This window comes from Halorubrum laminariae (assembly GCF_024494655.1).
Lineage (GTDB): Archaea > Halobacteriota > Halobacteria > Halobacteriales > Haloferacaceae > Halorubrum > Halorubrum laminariae.
Genome location: NZ_JANHDL010000011.1, coordinates 39,301 through 59,700, shown reverse-complemented (window position 1 = coordinate 59,700; position 20,400 = coordinate 39,301). Strand labels below are relative to the sequence as shown.

Below are 20,400 nucleotides of genomic sequence, written 5' to 3'. Positions count from 1 at the left end.
GCTATGGGTTCCGTTGGAAGATGTCTTCCGGACCGAGCATTCGGAGGAGCCGCTTACCTGCGTAGAACATCACGAAGAATGGGATAAGCTGCCAGCCGACCTCGACGATGAAGGCGAACCAGCCGTCGATAGTTCCGAGCGGATGCCACCGAGCAGTCGCCGTATCACTCACATACGCGGGGTTGTGCCCGAGCCACGAGCCCGGATGATAGCGGGCCGTGTAGATCCCCGGCTCGTCGATCGTCACGATAGCTACCCCGGATGTGTTGGTCTCGACGCGCTGCTCCGCGACGGTGATGTAGCCGTTTCGGGTGGTCCCGCCGATCGGATACTGTCGACCGGTATCGCTGAGAACGATTGGTGCGCCGGTTTCGTTGTCCCGGAGTTCGATGCGGAGCGTGGCCTGGCTTTCGTTCTGCTGGAGAACCTCGGAAGTCAGATTACTCCGCCGAAGTTGCCGCTCTGAGCCGGCGTCTGGCTCCACGATCGAGGCGTTCACGCCCCGGACGATCCCGCCAACCTGAAGCGCGTCGCGATCGACGGTCTCGGCACGAACGGCGACACCGTACGTCGTCGTGTAGGACTGATTGACGATGTCGATGTTGATGTTTTCGCCGAGAGTTTCGACGGGGGAGGGTCGGTCTGTCCCCCACGTCTCGATGATCTCGGGCCCATCACGAACGGGCTCGGCACGCGGCCCGATTCGCGATGGATACGCGTGAACGTACACGGGGATTGCGTCGGATTCGACTGTCGTACTGCGTGTTCGACCCGACCGGACGAGCGTGTCCCAGTTCGTGTTCCGAGCGGTGTAGAACCGCCAGATCCCACGCACCCGCGCATCGCCATCCTCGGTGAGCGTGTATCCTTGCCACGGCCGGGACTGGAACATAGCGACACCAGCGTCACCATTTGGATACTCGGCGTTGTAGGAGGACGCCGACAGGTCGTAGATCTCGACGTCGATTCCATCCGAGACGTTGAGCGACTCGGTTTGATACGTGACCTCGACGTCGGTCTCGTCGCCGTGATCGATCCGGGTGGTCTTCTTCAACCGGGTGTGGATCTCCGCTTCGAGCGTGAGATTCGCGCTCCAGTCATCCTCGAGCTGGTAATCGAGTGCTGGCGTATGGGACCCGTCCTGCGTCGCGATGGTCTCACCGTCCTTCTTCAGCCGGACTTCTTCGACCTCGTGCTCCGTGAGCGACCAGTCGATGGTCGTGTTCCCCGAGGAACTCCCGTTCGGGACGCGAACGCGATAGTCGACGAACCCCCGCATCGTCCCGTTCGGCGCGATATAGAACGGCGTGTCACCTGACTCCAGGTGGCCCCGCGTCGACGGCTGGGCTGCGAACACCGTCGCGTGGGCGTCCTCGATGAACACCCCGTCTTCGAGCGATGTCTGAGATGGATGGACGGAGGTATCCGACCCACCGGCTTCGAGATCCGCAAAGTCGTTTCGCGTCCATGTTGCAGCGGTCTCCGGCGGGCGCGTGAACGTGATGTCTGTCCCGTTCGCGAGCTGGTGCATCGCCGTCCGATTCTCGCCGTATCGCTGCTGATACTCCTCCTGGCTGATGTAGGTGTCCGCGTCGCGTGACCAGAGCGTCGCCGACTCGTTCTCGGTGAGCCCGTTCTCCTCTGTCCCCGGCCGTGGCGGGTCAGCGGCGACGATACCCGTGACTAAGCTCGTCACGAACAGCGCGACCATGAGCACGGAGAGCTCTCGGTGTTCCATGAGGGAGGGTTCGACGGGGGCGGAAGTCGCCTACCAGGGCGCGAGGTCGACACACTGCGCCAACGGGAGGTTCATCATCGATCCGGCAACGGTGTAGAGTGGCCCGAGAACGACGAGGACAACCGCGGACTTCAGCGCCGACCGTTTGTGCCGCTTGAGGGCCTTCTTTTGCTCGGGCGTGATCGAGAACATCTCGATAAGAGAATCAGCCTGCCACACGACTACGAGGCCGACAATACCCAGCGCCGTGGTAAGCTGGAAGAAGCCCTCGATCATGCTGGGGAGGTTCTCGGCACTGCAGACGGCGTTCGTCTGTGCGGCAGCGGGTTCCACAGCGAACAGGGTCAGGACAACGACGATGAACGCGGCTTGCCTCGGACGCCTGCCTGACGTCGTGGACTGGCTGTTGGCTCGATCCGGAGTCGTTTCGGAGGGCGTGTTGTCCTGTGACATAGCGGGTTACTCCTCGGTGTCGTCGACGAGCGCCTTGAGATCGGCGTAGCGGTTGGTTGCGTCGACGATCTCGTCTTTCGTGTAGCCCTGTTCGCGGGCCCGTTCGAAGAGGTCTCGAAGCTCATCCGGGTCGACATCGCGAAGCTCCATCTCCTCGCGGAGGGCGCGGCGATAGAGGGCAGAGCCGTTGATATGGCTGTTCCACGTCAGGTACAGGTCATCGATGTCTTCGATGGTGACTGCCCGTGTAATCATATGTGTGGGGTGGGCATGTACCGGCTGCGCCCCGGTACATATGGGCGCGATAGCTGGAAGATAGGTAAATGTCTTCTGGCGATCAATCAGAAATAATGTGAATAAATCAACTGAAGTCCTTGTTCCTTGTACAGATCGGTGTTAACCAACATATCGGAATGAGATTGAGGTCTTGTTGGTTAATATCTCACCTACGACACTTTCATCCGACACTAGGGTCTCCGCGTTCTTACCACGTCAGGCCCTCGTACGTGATTCCGTCGCGCCGCTCAATGGTCCGTCTCCCGTCAACGACGACCGGGGATGCCATCGCGTCGAACTCCTCGTCGAGAGCGGCGAACTCATCCCAGTCAGTGACGACGACGGCGCCGTCGACATCGACCAGCGCGTTCGCGGCAGAGTCGGCATACGTGATATCGTCGAGGTACGCTTTGGCGTTGTCCTCAGCGACTGGGTCGTACGCAGTCACGGACGCACCAAGTTCTTGGAGGCGCTGAATGACGGGGATCGCCTGGGAATTCCGCATATCATCAGTTCCGGATTTGAATGCCAGCCCAAGCACGGCAATCTGTGCGCCCTCAAGCGTACTGTGGTCCGCAAGAAGATCGACCAACCGATGTGGCTGGCGATCGTTGACTTCGACGGCCGCGTTGAGCAGTGGCGGCTCGTATCCGACCTCGGAGGCCGCGGCGATGATCGCCGCCACGTCCTTCCCGAAGCAGCTTCCGCCCCAGCCGACACCGCTCCGGAGAAACTGCTCGCTGATGCGGTCGTCGAGACCGATCGCGTCCGCGACCTCGTAGGCGTCAATATCGAATTCCTTACAGACGTTCCCGATATCGTTGATGAGACTGATCTTGGCCGCGAGGAAGCTGTTGTTGGCGTACTTGATCATCTCCGCCGTGCGGGTATCGGTCTCAACGACCGGTGCGTCCGCCTGTGCGACAAGCGGGTCGAAGACGTCGTGAGCGTCCGCGAGTGCGCGGTCATCGTCAGCGCCGAGCACAACCTTGTCAGGGGCCAGGAAGTCGTCGACTGCCGTCCCCTCGCGAAGAAACTCCGGGTTCATACCAACGCCGAAATCTTCGCCCACGGTCTTCTCGCTTTCCGCTTCGAGAATCGATGTGATGGTGTCTTCGGTCGATCCCGGAACGACGGTGCTTTTGACGATCACCGTGTGCCAGTCGGACTTCTCGGCGAGCGTCTCGCCGAGTTGGGTCGCGCCCGCCTCCATGATCGAGAGGTCGATACTACCGTCGTCGTTCTGTGGAGTCGGCAGACAGAGGAAGGTGACGTCAGTGTCGAGGACAGCCTCGTAATCGGTTGTCGCTTGGAGGCGGCCGGTCCCCTCGGAACCGGCGTGGGCGGCGACGAGCTCGTCGAGGCCCGTCTCGTGGATGGGTGCTCGCCCGTCGTTGATTATCTCGACGATGTCCTCGTCGATGTCGATATTTACGACCTCGTGGCCGAGATCTGCGAAACACGCCGCGATCGTCGTCCCCACGTAGCCGCTTCCGATGATGGACAGACGCATGTCGGCTCTCCGTTCACGGGTGGGCCACAAGAAACGTCGGATCGGCAGGTCGTCGCGCTCGACCGGTTGGTGGAGTGAAAAGATATATGCCGGCGTCCCGGCTCTCTTCGACCATGCAAGCCGTCGTACTGGCCGCCGGCGAGGGGACGCGACTGCGCCCGCTCACGGAGGACAAGCCGAAGGGGATGGTCGAGGTCGACGAGAAACCGATTCTCACACACTGTTTCGAACAGCTCGCCGAGCTCGGCGCCGACGAGTTTGTCGTCGTCGTGGGGTACCTCAAACAGGAGATCATCGAGCACTACGGTGATGAGTACGAGGGGATTCCGATCACGTATGCCCACCAGCGCGACCAGCAGGGGCTCGCCCACGCGCTGTTAACTGTCGAAGAGCACGTCGACGACGATTTCATGCTCATGCTGGGCGACAACGTGTTCCAGGCGAACCTGGAGGATGTGGTGCGCCGCCAGCGTGAGGACCGCGCCGACGCGGCGTTCCTCGTTGAGGAGGTCGACTGGGAGGACGCGTCGCGGTACGGAGTCTGTGACACGAACAAGTACGGCGAGATCACGGACGTGGTCGAGAAGCCCGACGACCCGCCGTCGAATCTGGTGATGACCGGTTTCTACACGTTCACGCCCGCGATCTTCCACGCGTGTCACCTCGTGCAGCCGTCGAACCGCGGTGAGTACGAGATCAGCGAGGCGATCGATCTGTTGATCCAAAGCGGACGGACGATCGACGCAATCGGGCTGGAGGGGTGGCGGATCGACGTGGGGTATCCCGAGGATCGGGACGAGGCCGAGGAGCGGTTACAAGAAGGCGAACTAGAGGCGTAACACGCGAGAGGTTCAGTGCTGGTGGTCGCAATGTCTCGAGAGTACTGATCGATCAGTCGCCGACTGGAGACACAGTATGACCGACACCCCATCGAGTACTCGCTCTGGCTCACTCCCGAAGAGGGGATGGCAGCGGCTCGACAATTTCGAGATACAATCGATGACCTCGCCGCGACACACGAGGATGCCGTCGTCTTTGAGTTCCATATCACGGTTGTCGGCGGGATCGACGGTGACCGCACGGCGCTCACGGAGACGACACAGTTGCTCGCGGCCGAAACGGATCCACTCGCCGTGACGTTCGGCGACGTACGGTGTTCCACGACGCGGCACCAGTGTGTCTTCTAGCTCGTTGAGCCGTCGATCGAACTGTTCGATCTCCATCAGCGGGCGCGCGACGCGCTTTCACTTCCTTCCGAGGCGTATTTCCCGCACCTGAGCCTTGTGTACAGCGACATGAGCGTCTCGCGTCGGATCGCGGTGGCGGTGGCTATTGATACGGGATCGCTCCCGGAGAACGCACAGCTCTCAACTTTGAATCTGGCCGATACTACCGGTCCGATCTCTACGTGGAAACCCGTCATTTCCGTCCAGTTGTAGCAGAGTTCGTTGCTCGATGCATAAGTCGGAGCATCGAGCGTCTTCGTGTCTGCCAGACGATGCTTACAGGGGGATGGCGTCAGTACGTCGTGGCATGCAGGCCGTAATTCCCGTCGCTGGTCGCAGATTGCGTCTCGCGAGTTGACTGCCGACAAGCCGAAGGGGCTTATCGATATCGCTGGTCGACCGCTGCTCGCTCACGTGTTCGATCGGGCGCTGGAGGCCGGTGCGGATGCCCTCATTGTGGTGATCGGCTACGAAGGGGATAGATCGTCGACCATGTTCGACGACGCGTACGCGAGCGCGCCGGTCAGCTACGTTCACCAGCGTGAGCGGTCGGGGCTTGCCCATGCTGTTCTTCAGACGGAACCGCACGTCGACGGGACGTTCTTCGTGGTGAACGGCGACTACGTCTTTGGGACGTCGCTCCAGCCGGTCGTCGCGGCGGTCGATCACGAGAACATCAACGGGGTGATCGCCTTGTAGCGCCAGGAGAGAATGGTGGCTGCGGTTACGGCGACAAGCACGTGGGTCAGCAACTCACTCATCGGCACCACTGCGGTCGAATCGATACTTCGGGCCCAATCCGAGTGTCCGGTCCGCTGTCTGGAGGTGCGGTGGAGCTCCACCGTCTCCACGCGTCCCTCCTCGAAGTAGGATCGGACGCACAGGAGCAGCTGGTCGTGGAGCGGTCAAGCGCGGGGATCTACTCGGAGCTTGCGGGTACGGAGCGTCCAAGTATCCAGCAGGAGCACGAGGACGAGCAGGCCGGCGAGGGCGCTCGCGCCGTACATGAAGTACTCCTCGCCGGCGGAGCGGCCGATCGTCTGGCCGTCAGTGGTTTCGACGGTTACGGAACCCTCCGCAACGACTATGCCCTCGATAGCGGTCTCGTCGGCGTCGTCCTCGGCGCGCTGCTCGGGATCGTCGAGGACCATTCCTGCACCGGAGAGGACGAGCGTCGCTACCAAGACCACCGCGAGGGTGCCGACAATAGCGACGCGACTGAGACTCCGCGCGTTCACGTTCGTGGATGGGGACAGGCGACTTGTATATAAGTTAGCTATTTTTGACAAATTCCGGTAGTTGAGCCATAATCTGAAAGAAATTGCTCTGTAGATTCGCTAGATGGGAATACAATCGGATTACAATCACTGTCGAACCTTCAAATCCGGGACTCATTTCTCAAACTCGACGTAGTTTACTGGTTTTGCTCACGACGATTCACTCAGCCGTCAGTACCAGGATAAAATCCATTCAATCTTTGTCGATTCTAACCAACTCAAATTGGCCCTAAGTCGCCGGATCCTAGCGGTCCTACAGAGTAACTTGAGTATCATTTGATATAATTCGAATGTGGATTGGGCCTGGGTCGGGGTCTGGGGCGGTTTATTGGCTCGATTGGCTATAGGATCAATATAATGTACGTAGCGGCGCTATACTGTACGATATTGGGGCGAGATGGTTCGGGGAGTGCTGTGTTGATACGTGGCGCAGGCGTCGCTCGTGGTCGCTAGGCCGATGATTATGATAAACAATATCTCTACGAGCTAGCGACCCATAGAAAAGTAACATTTCCATTATTTATCAAAGGTGATCGGCTAACCTTCGTTAGAACATGGCGGTCGGTCGGCCCCTTCCGGAGTCCCGCCTTGGGGTTTGTGGGATCGGTCGTCATCCATGCGGCAGTTACAGCTGATAATTCCCCGGTCAAGAGATGCGATATCTGGGCTCGAGAGGATCCGGGGCTTACGACTACAGAGAGTCGGACAGGAGATCGGTCAGGCCCTCCTCCAGCGATGCCGTCGGTTCGTAGCCGAGGTGCTCACGAGCGGCGGTAATGTCCGCGACGCTGTGATCGATGTCGCCTTCTCGCGGCTCGACGTGGACGATCTCCGAATCGGAATCCGCGACGTCGCGGACCGTCTCCGCGAGGGTTTGGATCGTCACGGTCTCCCCCGTCGCGACGTTGTAGGCGTTACCGCAGTGACGTGCGTCGCAGGTCGCAGCGCGGAGGTTCGCCTGGACGACGTCGTCGACGTGAACGAAGTCCCGGGTCTGGGTGCCGTCACCCTCGATGGTGATCGGCTCGCCGGATCGAGCCTGGTCGCGGAAGACGGCGATGACGGCAGCGTAGGCGGCGGACTGGCGGGGGCCGTAAACGTTGAAGTAGCGAAGCGGGATCGCATCGAGTCCGTAGCGCTCGTTGTAGAGCCGGGCGTAGTGATCGCTCGCGAGTTTGTCGAGTCCGTAGGGAGAGGTGGGCTCCGTAGGATGGTCCTCGTCGATGGGCGTGTACTCCGGATGGCCGTAGATGGCAGCACTCGAGGCGAGGACGACGCGATCGACGTCGTGGCGGCTTGCGGCTTCGAGCACCCGGAGGGTGCCCGTGGAATTGCGAGAATGGCTCTCCTCCGGATCGTCGATCGAGTCCGCGACGCTGGCGAGAGCGGCTTCGTGGAAGACGTACTCGGCGTCCGCGAGGAGTTCGTCGAGTATTGCTTGGTCGCGGACGTCACCCTCGACGAGCTCGGCGTCTGCAGGAACGTTGGCAGGATCGCCCGCGGAAAGATCGTCCAGAATCGTCACGTCGTTGTTGCGAGCGAGGAGGGCCTCTGTGAGGTGGCTCCCGATGAAGCCGGTACCACCGGTGACGACGATGTTGGAATAATCAGGAGCGGTAGATTCGTGCACGGCCAGATTGGATTGGGTTGGCTACTTGATTCTTGTCGTTAACGGGGCTAACATTCTTCAAATATCATTAATATTATTGGAGGGCTCGATTCTTTGATCATTCCTGATGGTTTGTCAACAGGCCAAATTTTTCACCTCTCTCTTCCCTGGTCCGGTAAGATCAATTAAGAAAATGGTCTCCGCATAATATAAATATATACTATTACTATTGCCATTTTATTAAAGCAAATATAGGGGTCGGTGTTGAGACGTAGACCCAATCTTGTTACGTCAGTGCCTGAGGGTTTGGCATTACCTCCTCAGTACCGAGAGTTGATTACGTTCGGGCGGTATCCATTACGATCAGAACGATATTGGGCTGGTTCAATCAGCTCACCGTATTATCACGAACAGTGTTGCGTATCGATAGCGTGGTCCTCACTCAACAAGTACTTGTCTATATTCTTCCATCATCATAGATATTTTCGCGTTGTCTCTGATAAATATCACTTTTGGCAATTCTATTGACGGGGTTGGGACTATGCCTCAACAATCTATAGCCCGGCTCACTCCCCGTAGATCTCCACATTTTCGGAGTCATACACCACATTTTCGCCAGCTGCGAATTTTCCGCTGGGATCCCATTGGAGGCGATATTCTGACCCCTTCCATGTCCCCCAGGTGCGATAAATGTCGTTACCAGATCGGTACATGATCAATCCATCATCCACGTCGCACGATGTCTGATTAAACAAACACTCGTCGTATATCACATAGTTCGGTCCAGAACCCCCATATATCACCTCAGAATTGCTTGCCTGGAGACCCCCAGTATAGCGCTCAAAGTCGACGATTTTGTGAGCATACAAAGTGTCCGTATGGACATCTCCATCAAAATGGGTCTCTACGAAAAATTTGCCTTCGGCCTCTGAGTCCGACAAATATGGGTCGAACTGACCCGGAAAGTCAGCAATTGCAGCCGCCGAGAAGACCTGAAACACCAGAAGCACGAGTAAGAGAGAACAGGCAACGGTTTTGATTGGAATGCTATTCAGCCGAATCGCTGTGACAGCGGCATATGACACGATCGAAATGAGAAAAATCGCCGATAAAAAATAGACGCGCAGTGGATAATTAATTAAACTGGTCGAAATTGTAAGCATACCGAACATCCCAGTGAGAGATGCAAACAACACTGTGACGATCAAGAGGGTAATAGACCGGTTACGACGGTAATAGGCCAGCCAGACCCACGCCAATCCACTGATTAAGAGCATCACCAGCATATTTGTTTGATGCCCAAACACTTCCAGTGCACCGGCGTCTGGAACTATCACACTAGTAGGAATCATAACCATCTCACCACCTTTCCCCAATGTGAAAATAAAGGTGAGGTCGCGCACAACTGTCTCAACCAAGGTTGTAATATACGTCCATTGAATCAATGTGAAGAGGAGGACAAAAATGCTGTAAACAACTACTAGGGCACGTTCACCACTCTCTCTATAATCATTATACGATGTTAATTTGTCTGAGATAAAGATTGGCCCGAGTATTAGAAGAGTAGCTACTGGCAGTAATTTATGCGCAAATGCCATGCCGGCCAGAAGCCCAATAGAAATCGGGAACTCGTATTTCGGCTTTGACAGACCGAAGAAGGCGATGTAAGCGAATAAAAGGAAGAATATGATGCCGAATGATTGGGCGATGGGCCAGAAAGACCGCTTAACTAAAATCGCCAAGGTCGCCGCTAGAACAGCCCCAACAGCCGCTGAGTCATATGAGTTGGTGTATTGGAGAGTGAATCGGTGCGTGAAGGTCACGTAGAACGCCAGTAAACAGAGTGACAGTACCATCATCGTGGTTGTCATTGATGTCCCCAAGATCATCTGGATCAGTGAGATGAATGTATGGAAGAGAGGAGCGTCGCTATAAAAAGAGGAACCAGATATAGACGGATCTGTAGTAATTGATGTTTGATATGCCCAGAGTGCATACACGTCAGGATCAATACCAATTATACTGCCAGTGTGGTCGTATGTAACAAGAATATTGAAAAAGCCAAGACAGACTGATGCAGCCCAAATATAGACAGATCGCGGTTTCTCGGGTCCTAAATCGAGGAATATCAAAGAGAGAAGAACTGTTGATATGAGAAGCGTTAGTGCAGAAGTGTAGGGGAATAAATCATGCTTTATGGAAACAATATAATATGTGGCTGAAAACAAAGAAAGAATTGTTGCCGAAACGAGAAAATAAAGCCTGCCCACAGAGGCACTCATATCATTTATAAGGTTTGGGAAACATAAACATGTAACGATGGCATTCAAGGGCAAAAGAGCATTCTTTGGAAGTATCGGAAAGAGCATCATTTATTGATGGGTGTCGCAAGTATAACCGCGATCATCGACATCTCGTCGTCTTGGCTATCCCTATTGCGTTCGTTCTACTATGGCCCGTTGCACGGTTTCAAAATTAGCTCTGGTATCTCACAAGCCAGTTGCTACCATCTAAAATAGTCACTTTAACTAGACTAAAGGTCGGATCGATAGTATGTCCACCACTAGATCCAACACAAGTGACAAACACCATTCGTTCTATACTAAGCGATAGAATTAATCGATAGAAACAGATGGTTTGAGTACTTGATGTAGTAATGGCAAAACTCGAAGATATTACGGTGGGGGATCTCGAAGCTGCTCTTGCGGAGGTCGACGGAAAACGCGAGACACAACGGCTGATGGTGGCGATTATCTACAAACGCGGTCCATCAGTCACAACGTCGTGTTGATGAGTGATCACGGCTCGAACGAGATCCAGACCGTGTTTCACATTAACTCGTGGCTGGCCGACGAGGGGTATCTCGCCCTCGATTCCGGCGTCGCAACTGGTCTCCACCGCGTCGGCATCAACACCGATCGGCTGATCAGGATCGCCTCACGTCTGGGTATTCGAGACGTGGCCGAGCGCGTGACGCCCCAGCGAATCATCGACACTATCCCGGACGAACAGGGAGAGATCAACCGCGAGAGCAAGACCGACAACGTCGACTGGGAGCGTACTGACGTCATCGCGAGCGGACAGGGGCCGATCTATCTGACGGCCGACCGTGAAGATCCAGCGTACGACCGGCTCCGCGACGAGCTAATTACGCAACTCGAGGGGATCACGGATCAGAACGGACGAGAAGTCGTCGATGCAGTTCTCCCCGGCGAAGAGGTATACTCCGGTGAGTTCGCCGACGAAGCGCCGGATCTCGTGATAGACCAGACAAAGGGCGTTCATATCCCTGGAAGCATCGGTCGTGACGAAGTGTTCTCGGTGCCTGGCGAAGATGGCTGGCGCGGCGAGAACAAGCGCCACGGATTATTCGCGGCGACCGGACCGGAGATTGGCCAGGGGCAGGTCGAGGACCTTTCGGTTCTCGACCTCGCCCCAACACTGCTCCATCTTCACGACTGTGCGATCCCGACCGACATAGATGGATCTGTGCGGCAGTCGATCTTCGACGAGGAGAGTAACGCAGCGAGTCGCACTGTCGAGCACCGGTCGGTCTCGGCCCGTGAGCGTGAGATCAGGCGAATTCGGCAGGCTGCGCGGAAGATCGGCGCTTAGAGATAGCCGAGGTCTTCGAGACGTTCTTCGACGTCGGAATCGTCTTCGAAGCGGTCGACTTCGTCGAGGACGGTGCGGAGCAGCGTCTGCGTGTACTCGGCCGTCGAATCGAAGCCGTTGTTTTCGGCGCGCGTTGCGAGACGACCCGCGAGGTCATCATCGAGTTCGAGGTTCATTGGCAAAATCGAATTACTGAACTGGTATATTTCTTGGGAAACAATCCTCAGATGAGGTCGGCGGCGCTACTCGACGTATCCGAGGTCTTCCAGTCGCTCTTTCGTACTGGAATCGAGTTTGCCCTCGAGTGGCGGGATATCGCCAGGCTCCACCAGAATCTCTGCTGCAAGTTCACGGAGTTGTTGTGGGCTTTCCGTCGCATCGAGTGGCACGCGTTCAGCGGGATCCTCACGATTACGAGCTGCTAAACAGCCTCATAACTTCAACACGACAACTCAATCTACCAATAGCCATACCTACGCTTGTGAAGACTTGACACGACGAACCCCGAGCGAAAATGAGACGGCTAAACACAACGGCAATAATGGCACTCACTCGGAGTCTATCTGTTTTGAGTCAGGTGGGTGTGGTATAACATCGTTGCGGTGATACGTTTTGAAATAGAGACAACAATTAAACGGGGGTGAGTTTGAAAATGTACCCGCCGCTAGACAGTGGTCTTCCGATTCCTAACCGATAGAGTGGTCGCAGAATTGGATGAATCGATGGTTTATGAAATTCGAAATCATCGAGGACGAATCCATGTCGGGAGACAAGAGAATCCATCACGTAATGGTCAAACCACATTGTGTGCTCGGGGTTAGCTTGGTGCTCAGTCCCGAAGAGGAACCAAAGTACCATCTCTAACCTTCGTGGATTTGGTGTACTGATGATAACTTGGCCGTCATCATGGACGTGTTCACGGCAGCGATCAAGAAACTGCCCTGGGTTGGAGAGGTGTTCGATAAGCTCACCAGCGACGACCACATCGAATTTCCGATCAAAATTGAACGTCTCAGCGTTCCCCACCTCGACGTCAAATCCTGCCTCAGACATCCGCTCGATTTCGTCTTCCACAATATCTATACCTATTACATCGTCAGTAACACGGCGGAGGTCCGCATGAAGCCACTCACCTCTTCGCGGATTTCTCCAATTCACATTGTCAAGAGAGTGTTGAACACATCCGATGTCAAGGACAGAATCGTCCGAATCGACACATGAGGTGACGATATTCTGTCTGTCTGCACCTTTGGTTCCCAGACCGCGAATGATCTTCTCTATGGCACTCTCTGGGAGAACTGCTTTTGCAAATGAGTTAATCATTGGTGTTTATAGCGACTCCTACCCCTGTAAAAAGTTTGGTCACGTCTCAATGTCCTATAGAGTTCAGTAGAAACTGACACCCTGCGGAAGGGGTCGCCTCTGGTGTCAAACCCACGAGGCCATCCGTCTTTACTTAAGCCTGATAGTAATATATATAGATGGAATTATGCTCTGTAGTATTGAAGCGTACTAATCAGACGAGCCAGACATCGTATCCACCGAAATCAAGCAATAAACCGACCCTAGAAACACGGTTTTCTCGCCGTAGAGGGTGTAAATCAGCAGAATTCGAGCAGAAACTGGCCCAGAACAGTATTACTGAGAGTATTAACTAAAGACGAATGCCCACGAGGCACCCCATGCACGCCACAATTGACGTGCAGTTCACGATTAGCATCGATTTCAACCGAAGTGCGATATTTGAGCGAGTTATCGTTACGTTGATTACATTACAGGTTCCCACTACTCATAATGGATCTTCGGGGAGCCATCTTCAAATTATTCTCGGCGCGTGTTCTTCTCTCTATCATCGGATTCGGAGGAATAGCGTATTTCACACAAGTCCTCGGTGCCGACGCAATTGGATCTTTTTTCCTCTTTCAAACAGTGATCGGGCTCACGGCGATCGGATCGAATTTGGGATTACGGCGAGCTGCAGAAAAAGAGCTCTCCGCCGGTGAGGATCCAGGTGAAGTAATGGCAACGACGGTCGTATTAACATCGTTCCTATTGATCCCGTTTGTCGCTGGCATTCTGATCGCTCAGCCAGTTCTTGACACGTACATTGGTATCAAAGGCGTGAGTCTATACGTCGCACTCGGCTTGGTAGCGACACAAGCTCGCCGACTGGTAATTCGCCTATTAGCAGGGCAAATGCGCGTAGGACAGACCGCGAGCCTCCGAATCATCGGAAAGCTCGTGTGGATCATTGTTGGCGTCGCACTGATTCTCACCGGACTTGACGCACTTGCGATTCTGATCGGATTTATCGCTGGAGACCTTGCTATTGTCCTGGGTGCGTTAGTTCGTCTAGACTTAGCCTATGCAAAACCCTCGGTCAAACGTGCCCGTTCGCTGTTAAGTTTCGGGTACTATATCATGCTCAGGAGCTCGGGGAGTTACATTTATTCATGGATGGACGTAGCCATTCTGGGCTTCTTTGTTCCTACCGCTCACGTCGGAGCTTACGAGATCGCTTGGCGCGTCGCTGCAGCGTCGCTTCAATTGACAAACGCGATCCGAGAGACGATATTCCCGAAGATATCGGAGATGGACGCAAACGGAGCTGTCGGAGAGATCCGCACATTAGTATATCGATGGATCCAGCCACCCGTTTACCTGATTATTCCAGGGATCTTCGGGACACTGGTCCTTGGAGAATCCGTTCTCAGACTTCCCTTTGGTGAGGAAGTCGCCATCGCCACCCCAGTATTAGTAATCTTCATGGGAGAAAAAGTCATTCGAACCGGCCATCTGTTATTCACTGCAACGATCTATGCGATGGATCAGCCGGAGTTAGGGTATCGTGCGGAAGTAACCGCACTCTCTTTGAACCTCATATTGAATCTCGCACTTATACCACCGTTTGGTATATTAGGAGCGGCTCTTGCGACGACCTCGAGTTCGGGGGTCGCCGCACTCATCAGTGGGTTCTATCTTGATCAAATGATAGACCTAGATATCCCCCTACGACTGTTCGGTTGGAGCACCATGAGTGCCATCCTTATGGGTGTTGGAGTGTACGTCATTGAACCATATCTGCTTCCAGACTGGGTCGGACTATCGATCGGAGTTATGACTGGAGTATTGTTGTATGGTCTATTGATGGCGGCAAACGCTCCTGTACGGGAAGAGATCCTCTCGTTCCGGAGAAGAATTACACAACATTGACTTGGCTATAAATTACAGTTGAACCTATCTCCATGCCCGGCGTCGTAACTCTGAGTGTCGAATTAGAACTCGGTTGGGGAATGCACGATAAGCAGGAATACGGTCATTTATCGAACGATAGATCTGCTGAGACAGTTGCACTTGAGCGTCTCCTCTCCTTGGCGGATCGATACAATATTCCGATCACATTTGACATCGTCGGACACCTGTTAGAAGATTCCTGTCCGGGTCATCACACTGGACCATTCCGTGATGGCTGGTGGACTGAAGATCCTGGAACCGATGTAGAGAGCCACCCGCAGTTTTATGCACCCGATCTAGTCAAAGAGATTCAGAATCGAGAGGTTGACCATGAGATTGCAACACACACATACTCACATCACCTTGCTGAAGTGGCGCCAGATGAGGAGTTAGCAGAAGAACTCTCGAAAGCGACAGCCATTCATCGCGAATTTGGACTTCCTTCTCCCAAATCCATCGTCATGCCTCGGCATCAGCGGCCAAATTATTACGTCATAAAAGATAATAATATTAAAACAATACGAAAACCTTTCGAAGAGTATGAACCACGGTTTTCGAATCCGGTCACAAAGTTATGGTGGCTCCTTACACGAAACCACCCGGTTTCCAAAGTACACCGGCGTAAAGGACTTATAGAGACAACTGTCACACCCCATCCATCGCTTACGGCAGTATCATTGCCCAACGGCCGTTCGCCACCTCACCCAATCTTTAGAACCATTCCTTCTCGGATTCGGCGTCGCCTTCACCGCCAATATTTAATAAAAGCAATGGACCAGGCGATAGAATCGAACAAGCACGTTCATCTATGGACCCACGTATACAATTTTGCGAATGACGATCAGTGGGAACCTATGAGCGCTGGTTTGGGGCATCTTGGATCGTTACATGACGAAAATCAGGTGCTAATTAAACGGATGCAAGAACTTCGCGAAGGAGACATATCGTAAGGAAACCACTATGAGACTCCGTAAGAAGATCCAAATCGAAGATACAACAGCAATCGTATTTCGACCAAAGTCATCGCTCACTACAAATGGAAGCTGAAAAAACAATTGTCATCGGTCTCGACGGAGCGCACTTCGAGATCATCGAACCGTGGATTGAACAGGGCAAACTGCCAAATATCAAATATATAATTGAAGGTGGAGTCACCGCTGATATGCAGTCAGTTCTTCCACCAGTTACATCGCCTAACTGGAAAGCGTATTCTACGGGAAAGAACCCCGGCAAACTCGGTATATTTTGGTGGGAGAACGTTGATATGGAAGGCAAGCAAGTCTACTATCCCGATGAGCGTAAAAACACACATGAGGAATTTTGGGAACTTATCGGGGAAGATAGTTCGGCTGGCGTGGTGAACGTTCCAACGACCTATCCACCTCGAGAGGTCAATTCCTTTATTGTTTCTGGCGCTCCTGATGGGAAAGAAACAGGTTATACTCATCCAAATAATCTCGAGTCCGAACTCCGAGATAAGTTCGAGTATCGGGTTACGAAAGACAGGTCGCTCAAGACATGCCCCGATGAGGCGGCCCGTGAGATTGTTGAGCTTATTGATCTTCGTTTCCGTGCTGGAAAAGACCTTCTTGATAAGTACGATCCGGTGTTTCTACAAATCACCACATTCTACCTGAACTCACTACATCACTTCTTCTGGGACGACGAACGAACACTTGAGGGATGGGAAGTCGTTGACCGCCACATCGGTGACTTTCTCCAGGATGACTTCAACGTTGTTCTGATGAGCGACCACGGTGCGACGGAGATTGACACGGTCTTTCATATTAATGCGTGGCTGGAGCAGGAGGGCTACTTGACAACCGATATGAGAGTGGCCGGAACCATGGAGAATCTCGGCTTAACGAAAGAGCGCCTCCTTGAACTAACGTCGAATCTCGGTATTCGTGACATCGCGAAACAACTTACCCCTCAAGCGGTTATTGACCGGATACCTTCGGAATCCGGCGAGATTAATAGAGAAAGTAAAACGGCAAATCTTGACTGGAATGCGAGTTCAGCTCTTGCTAGTGGCCAGGGACCGGTCTACATTAAGGGGGATGGAGAAAAGTATCAACAGATCCGAAAAAAATTGATCAAAGCGCTCTCGGAACTCAAAAATCCAGACGGGAAAATCATTGCAGACGAGGTGCATCGAGGAGAGAATGTATTCCATGGAGCATACGCCGATGAGGCGCCAGACATTATTATTGACCAAGCAGATGGAGTCCATATCCAAGGTGGACTTGGTCGTCAGGAAGTCTTCTCACAACCGGACGACGATGGGTGGCAAGGAGAGAACAAACGGGATGCCCTGTTCGTAGCAAATGGACCAGACTTTGGTACCGGACACATCGATCAAATTTCTATTCTCGATCTAGCACCGACATTTCTCCATCTGCATGGGTGCGCTGTCCCAGCCAACATGGATGGTGAAGTCCTGAAAGGTGCATTCGATAGAGACAGCTCGCCATTCAGTCGTGACGTATCCAGAGAACAAACAAACTCTAAATTGAGGAAGCAGACTAAGGTCGACAGTGAAAGTTCTGAGGTACGCAGTAGATTAGAGGATCTTGGATACCTCGAGTAATACAGAAGCTCAGTTCGTTAAGAATAGCTGTTTATCAATTATTATTGTAAGTACCCCAGTTCTTCCAAATGACTCTCAACACTTGCATCCATTTCTGTTTCCGATTGACCGTCGAAGTGCGATATCGGAGCTAACTGTGAGTTCAGCTCCATTTCTAGATCGCTAACGACATCAGGATGCATATTTACCACGTTCATTTGCTCGTGAGGATCTTTATCAACATTGAACAAATATTTGGCCCCATCTGTACCCTCGATAAACTTCCACTGTTGTGTTCGTACAGCTCGTAGCCCTCGGTCGTATTTGAGCACCTCTTGGGGTAGCTCTCCAAATTTCTCTCGAAGCGTGTCTAAAGACGGTTGAGGGACCCTGTACTCAGCAAACACTGCTTCTCTCGCCCCATCCCGGATGAAATTGCGGTCTGTTGATGCCGGGCTTTCAACGTCAGCTATGTCCAGAAGAGTTGGATAAAGCTCCCTTATTTCGACGAGGTCTTCCCTGATACCGGGGCTAATACTGTCCGGATAATGTGCCAATAGAGGCACGTTCAAGAGCGTATCGTAGAGACAGTACTGGTGATCCATTAGCCCGTAGTCACCGATATTCTCCCCGTGATCACCAGTCACGACGACAACAGTATCGTCCAGAAGCCCCGATTCAGAGAGATACCGGAAGAGCTGCCCCAAGCGCTTGTCCAAGTACCTCAATTCAGCGTCATAGAGAAGTCTTAGATCCTCAAAATCATCATCAGACATATCCTCGTCCCCTGCGATGTATGACCATGCATTCTGGTTCAATTCATCGGCGGAAGGGGCCTCAACAGATTCCGGCGTCACTTCTTCAATATGACTTTTTGGCGGATCGTAGTCCAAATGAGGTTCAAGATAATTTACAAACATGAAGAACGGTTCGTCATTGGAATTAGACTCTAACCAATGGCGAATTCGCCGGTTAGTCAGCCATGCGCCACTATCGTAGAACTTTCTGAGGTAGTTTGAGTAAAGTGCATTCACAATAGTCTTCGGTGAATCTATCGAGAATAACTCTGGAACGAGTGCTTTTACCCGTTTTACGGTACTGTCATACTCCTTGGCGATGGCAACGATATCTGTAGAATTTTCAAAAAGTTCCCAGCCGACAGAATATCCATCGAACCCTTGATCAAACCCAAAAGTCGGACTGATCCAAACGTTGTTTGAGAATGCAACCGTCCGGTAACCACCTTGGCGGAATCGCTCCGCTAATGGGTCAATATCCGGATCAAAATGCTGTGAGTCCGCATGTGTCCTGTGATTTGACGTATACTCACCAGTGAAAAGAGATGAGTGAGACGGGAGCGACCAAGGTGCTGTGGTAAATGCGTTCGTAAATTTGAGGCTCTTCTCCGCAAACTGATTCAGGTTTGGCATCACTTCCTCATCATAAACAGCCTGAGCACGGGCAGTATCAAGTACGATTAGAAGGACGTTCGGTTTACCCATGGAACAATGAGAAGTATCCACCATCAATATAATTCTCTTACGGAAGTATACTTACTGATCGTGGCGTGTAGACAGGCAGTGTGCAAACGTCGCTTGGGATAACGACCCCACCGAGAGATATAAACAAACTTCAGTACCTCACAAAGCCGGTTAGTTAGAACTTCTGCTTGCTGAGGATGTGCACTCCAACAAGCAAGCAGACAATGAAATCTACGAGGACCAACTTCTTAACTTCCTCGTCAATAATAATGAGTACGAAAACTTTTGTTAGTTAAGCTTGATAGAAGAGTAATAGAACGCTCACGTCGAAAAGAGATTGAGCGTCACTTGACTGAGGAAGAAATCAATGAGCTGCTACGTGAGGCCAAAGATGATCACCACCTTCGCCGGCTTGGGTTTTTGAAAAATCTCTACCAGGGCGACTCAATTCCAGAGGCCGCCGACCGAGAAGGTCGGTCGGCCGCCACCGGTGGTCGCTGGGCGGATGCCTGGAACGAGGATGGCTTAGAAGGACTGATGCCGAGTTTCGGGGGCGGCCGGCCCCCGAAACTCGACGAGGATGAGCAAGACGAGTTGGTGGAGATGCTTCGTGACGGCCAACCGTGGAAATCACAGGAGATTCAGCATCTTCTCCAAGAGGAATTTGGCGTTTCCTACAGCCCAAATTATCTCGGTACCTTCCTTCGGGAACTCGGTCTCTCGTACGCGAAACCACGACCAAAGCGGCCACACCGACCAGAGAATCCTGATGAAATCCTCGAAGAGCGCGTCGACGACGCGCTCGACGAGGACGACCAGCCACACAACAAACGTGAGCGAGAAGACGAAGAAGGGTGGATTGTTGAGGACAATATCTGTACTGATGGCGGTACCGTCGTCGGGTTTTTTGATGCATCGAAGCCACAGCCGTACGATAATTCGCGGCGTGTTTGGTACGTTGACGATCCCCACATTGAACGGGAGTTAGTCAAGACACACGATTCTGCGGTCGGATTCTATGCCCTCAACGGTGAGAGTCTGGTAACGTTCACTGAAAACGAAGAGAAAGAGCAAATTTGCGGGGTATTAGAGAAGATCCGCGAGCAGAATCCGCTTGCCGGGATTCTGCTCGCTTGGACAAGCACGGTTCACATAGATGTGAATACACGCGCAAGCGCGCGCATCAGCTCGGGATCGACCTGATTTTCATTCCATCAGGCTCACCACACCTGAATCCAATCGAGCAAGTCTGGAAGTATCTCAAATGGACGATGGCACCAATCGTCGTTGAGAACGAAGCGGAATTCAAAGACCTCGTTCAGGACACTTTCGAGAAAATAACGAAACGCGTCAGCTTCGCAAAGAAGTGGTGCGAACAGTTCCTTGACTTTCAAATGTTATCTTGATCA

The 20,400-nt window shown here is 53.3% G+C and carries 19 protein-coding genes and 1 pseudogene; 10 read left to right on the top strand and 10 right to left on the bottom strand.

What is annotated here, in order from left to right; all coding sequences use genetic code 11:
• Window position 1 precedes the first annotated feature (1 nt).
• The 4 genes from NO887_RS14885 to aglM all read right to left on the bottom strand — a co-directional run bounded on the left by NO887_RS14885 (window position 2) and on the right by aglM (window position 3,980).
• On the bottom strand, window positions 2-1,738 hold the full coding sequence (locus NO887_RS14885) for a DUF8186 domain-containing protein (RefSeq protein WP_256418999.1): 1,737 nt from the start codon (window positions 1,736-1,738) through the stop codon (window positions 2-4).
• Window positions 1,739-1,768: 30 nt separating this feature from the next.
• The gene (locus NO887_RS14880; RefSeq protein ID WP_256418998.1) at window positions 1,769-2,191 is read right to left on the bottom strand and encodes a DUF7985 family protein; all 423 of its coding nucleotides are present in this window, start codon (window positions 2,189-2,191) and stop codon (window positions 1,769-1,771) included.
• A gap of 6 nt (window positions 2,192-2,197) precedes the next feature.
• Window positions 2,198-2,446 (bottom strand): hypothetical protein, encoded by a 249-nt coding sequence (locus NO887_RS14875; RefSeq protein ID WP_256418997.1) that lies wholly within the window; start codon window positions 2,444-2,446, stop codon window positions 2,198-2,200.
• Window positions 2,447-2,675: 229 nt separating this feature from the next.
• Window positions 2,676-3,980 carry a UDP-glucose 6-dehydrogenase AglM gene (aglM, locus tag NO887_RS14870; protein WP_256418996.1) on the bottom strand — a complete coding sequence of 435 codons (1,305 nt, stop codon included), beginning with the start codon at window positions 3,978-3,980 and terminating at the stop codon, window positions 2,676-2,678.
• A gap of 113 nt (window positions 3,981-4,093) precedes the next feature.
• Here aglM and aglF point away from each other — a divergent pair, with 113 nt between their 5' ends.
• From aglF to NO887_RS14855, 4 genes are all read left to right on the top strand, one after another.
• Window positions 4,094-4,819: a UTP--glucose-1-phosphate uridylyltransferase AglF gene (gene aglF / locus NO887_RS14865; protein ID WP_256418995.1), complete on the top strand. Its 726-nt coding sequence runs from the start codon at window positions 4,094-4,096 to the stop codon at window positions 4,817-4,819.
• Between the two features lie 51 nt (window positions 4,820-4,870).
• Complete coding sequence (locus tag NO887_RS14860; protein WP_321169361.1) at window positions 4,871-5,167, top strand: hypothetical protein; 297 nt, start codon at window positions 4,871-4,873, stop codon at window positions 5,165-5,167.
• 15 nt (window positions 5,168-5,182) lie between these two features.
• Complete coding sequence (locus NO887_RS18695; protein WP_425601548.1) at window positions 5,183-5,419, top strand: hypothetical protein; 237 nt, start codon at window positions 5,183-5,185, stop codon at window positions 5,417-5,419.
• Between the two features lie 141 nt (window positions 5,420-5,560).
• Complete coding sequence (locus NO887_RS14855; RefSeq protein ID WP_256418994.1) at window positions 5,561-5,905, top strand: NTP transferase domain-containing protein; 345 nt, start codon at window positions 5,561-5,563, stop codon at window positions 5,903-5,905.
• Window positions 5,906-6,111: 206 nt separating this feature from the next.
• Here the strand turns inward: NO887_RS14855 and NO887_RS14850 are convergent, their stop codons facing one another.
• The 3 genes from NO887_RS14850 to NO887_RS14840 form a co-directional block, all read right to left on the bottom strand.
• Window positions 6,112-6,444, bottom strand: a complete 333-nt coding sequence (locus NO887_RS14850) for an OB-like fold-containing membrane protein (RefSeq protein WP_256418993.1) — start codon at window positions 6,442-6,444, stop codon at window positions 6,112-6,114.
• A 730-nt stretch (window positions 6,445-7,174) separates the two neighbouring features.
• Window positions 7,175-8,113, bottom strand: a complete 939-nt coding sequence (locus NO887_RS14845) for an NAD-dependent epimerase/dehydratase family protein (RefSeq protein WP_256418992.1) — start codon at window positions 8,111-8,113, stop codon at window positions 7,175-7,177.
• A 545-nt stretch (window positions 8,114-8,658) separates the two neighbouring features.
• Complete coding sequence (locus NO887_RS14840) at window positions 8,659-10,374, bottom strand: hypothetical protein (protein ID WP_256418991.1); 1,716 nt, start codon at window positions 10,372-10,374, stop codon at window positions 8,659-8,661.
• Window positions 10,375-10,748: 374 nt separating this feature from the next.
• Between NO887_RS14840 and NO887_RS14835 the strand changes: the two genes are divergently transcribed.
• Window positions 10,749-10,883: a hypothetical protein gene (locus tag NO887_RS14835; RefSeq protein WP_256418990.1), complete on the top strand. Its 135-nt coding sequence runs from the start codon at window positions 10,749-10,751 to the stop codon at window positions 10,881-10,883.
• Window positions 10,883-11,707 carry a hypothetical protein gene (locus tag NO887_RS14830; protein ID WP_256418989.1) on the top strand — a complete coding sequence of 275 codons (825 nt, stop codon included), beginning with the start codon at window positions 10,883-10,885 and terminating at the stop codon, window positions 11,705-11,707. The genes NO887_RS14835 and NO887_RS14830 overlap by 1 nt, the downstream gene beginning before the upstream one ends.
• Here NO887_RS14830 and NO887_RS14825 read toward each other — a convergent pair.
• Both NO887_RS14825 and NO887_RS14820 read right to left on the bottom strand, forming a co-directional pair.
• Entirely contained in the window at window positions 11,704-11,883 is a 180-nt protein-coding gene (locus NO887_RS14825; RefSeq protein ID WP_256418988.1) for a hypothetical protein, read from the bottom strand. The genes NO887_RS14830 and NO887_RS14825 overlap by 4 nt on opposite strands.
• A gap of 454 nt (window positions 11,884-12,337) precedes the next feature.
• Window positions 12,338-13,030 carry a class I SAM-dependent methyltransferase gene (locus NO887_RS14820; RefSeq protein WP_256418987.1) on the bottom strand — a complete coding sequence of 231 codons (693 nt, stop codon included), beginning with the start codon at window positions 13,028-13,030 and terminating at the stop codon, window positions 12,338-12,340.
• 471 nt (window positions 13,031-13,501) lie between these two features.
• Here NO887_RS14820 and NO887_RS14815 point away from each other — a divergent pair, with 471 nt between their 5' ends.
• The 3 genes from NO887_RS14815 (at window position 13,502) to NO887_RS14805 (ending at window position 17,531) form a co-directional block, all read left to right on the top strand.
• Window positions 13,502-14,920 carry an oligosaccharide flippase family protein gene (locus NO887_RS14815; protein WP_256418986.1) on the top strand — a complete coding sequence of 473 codons (1,419 nt, stop codon included), beginning with the start codon at window positions 13,502-13,504 and terminating at the stop codon, window positions 14,918-14,920.
• Window positions 14,921-14,952: 32 nt separating this feature from the next.
• Window positions 14,953-15,891: a polysaccharide deacetylase family protein gene (locus NO887_RS14810; protein ID WP_256418985.1), complete on the top strand. Its 939-nt coding sequence runs from the start codon at window positions 14,953-14,955 to the stop codon at window positions 15,889-15,891.
• Window positions 15,892-15,977: 86 nt separating this feature from the next.
• Window positions 15,978-17,531, top strand: coding sequence for an alkaline phosphatase family protein (locus NO887_RS14805; protein ID WP_256418984.1), 1,554 nt, complete (start codon window positions 15,978-15,980; stop codon window positions 17,529-17,531).
• A gap of 41 nt (window positions 17,532-17,572) precedes the next feature.
• On the opposite strand, the gene NO887_RS14800 is transcribed toward NO887_RS14805, so the two are convergent.
• Window positions 17,573-19,012: a sulfatase family protein gene (locus NO887_RS14800; RefSeq protein WP_256418983.1), complete on the bottom strand. Its 1,440-nt coding sequence runs from the start codon at window positions 19,010-19,012 to the stop codon at window positions 17,573-17,575.
• 291 nt (window positions 19,013-19,303) lie between these two features.
• Here NO887_RS14800 and NO887_RS14795 point away from each other — a divergent pair.
• A pseudogene (locus NO887_RS14795) lies at window positions 19,304-20,397 on the top strand (IS630 family transposase).
• Window positions 20,398-20,400: the final 3 nt, after the last annotated feature.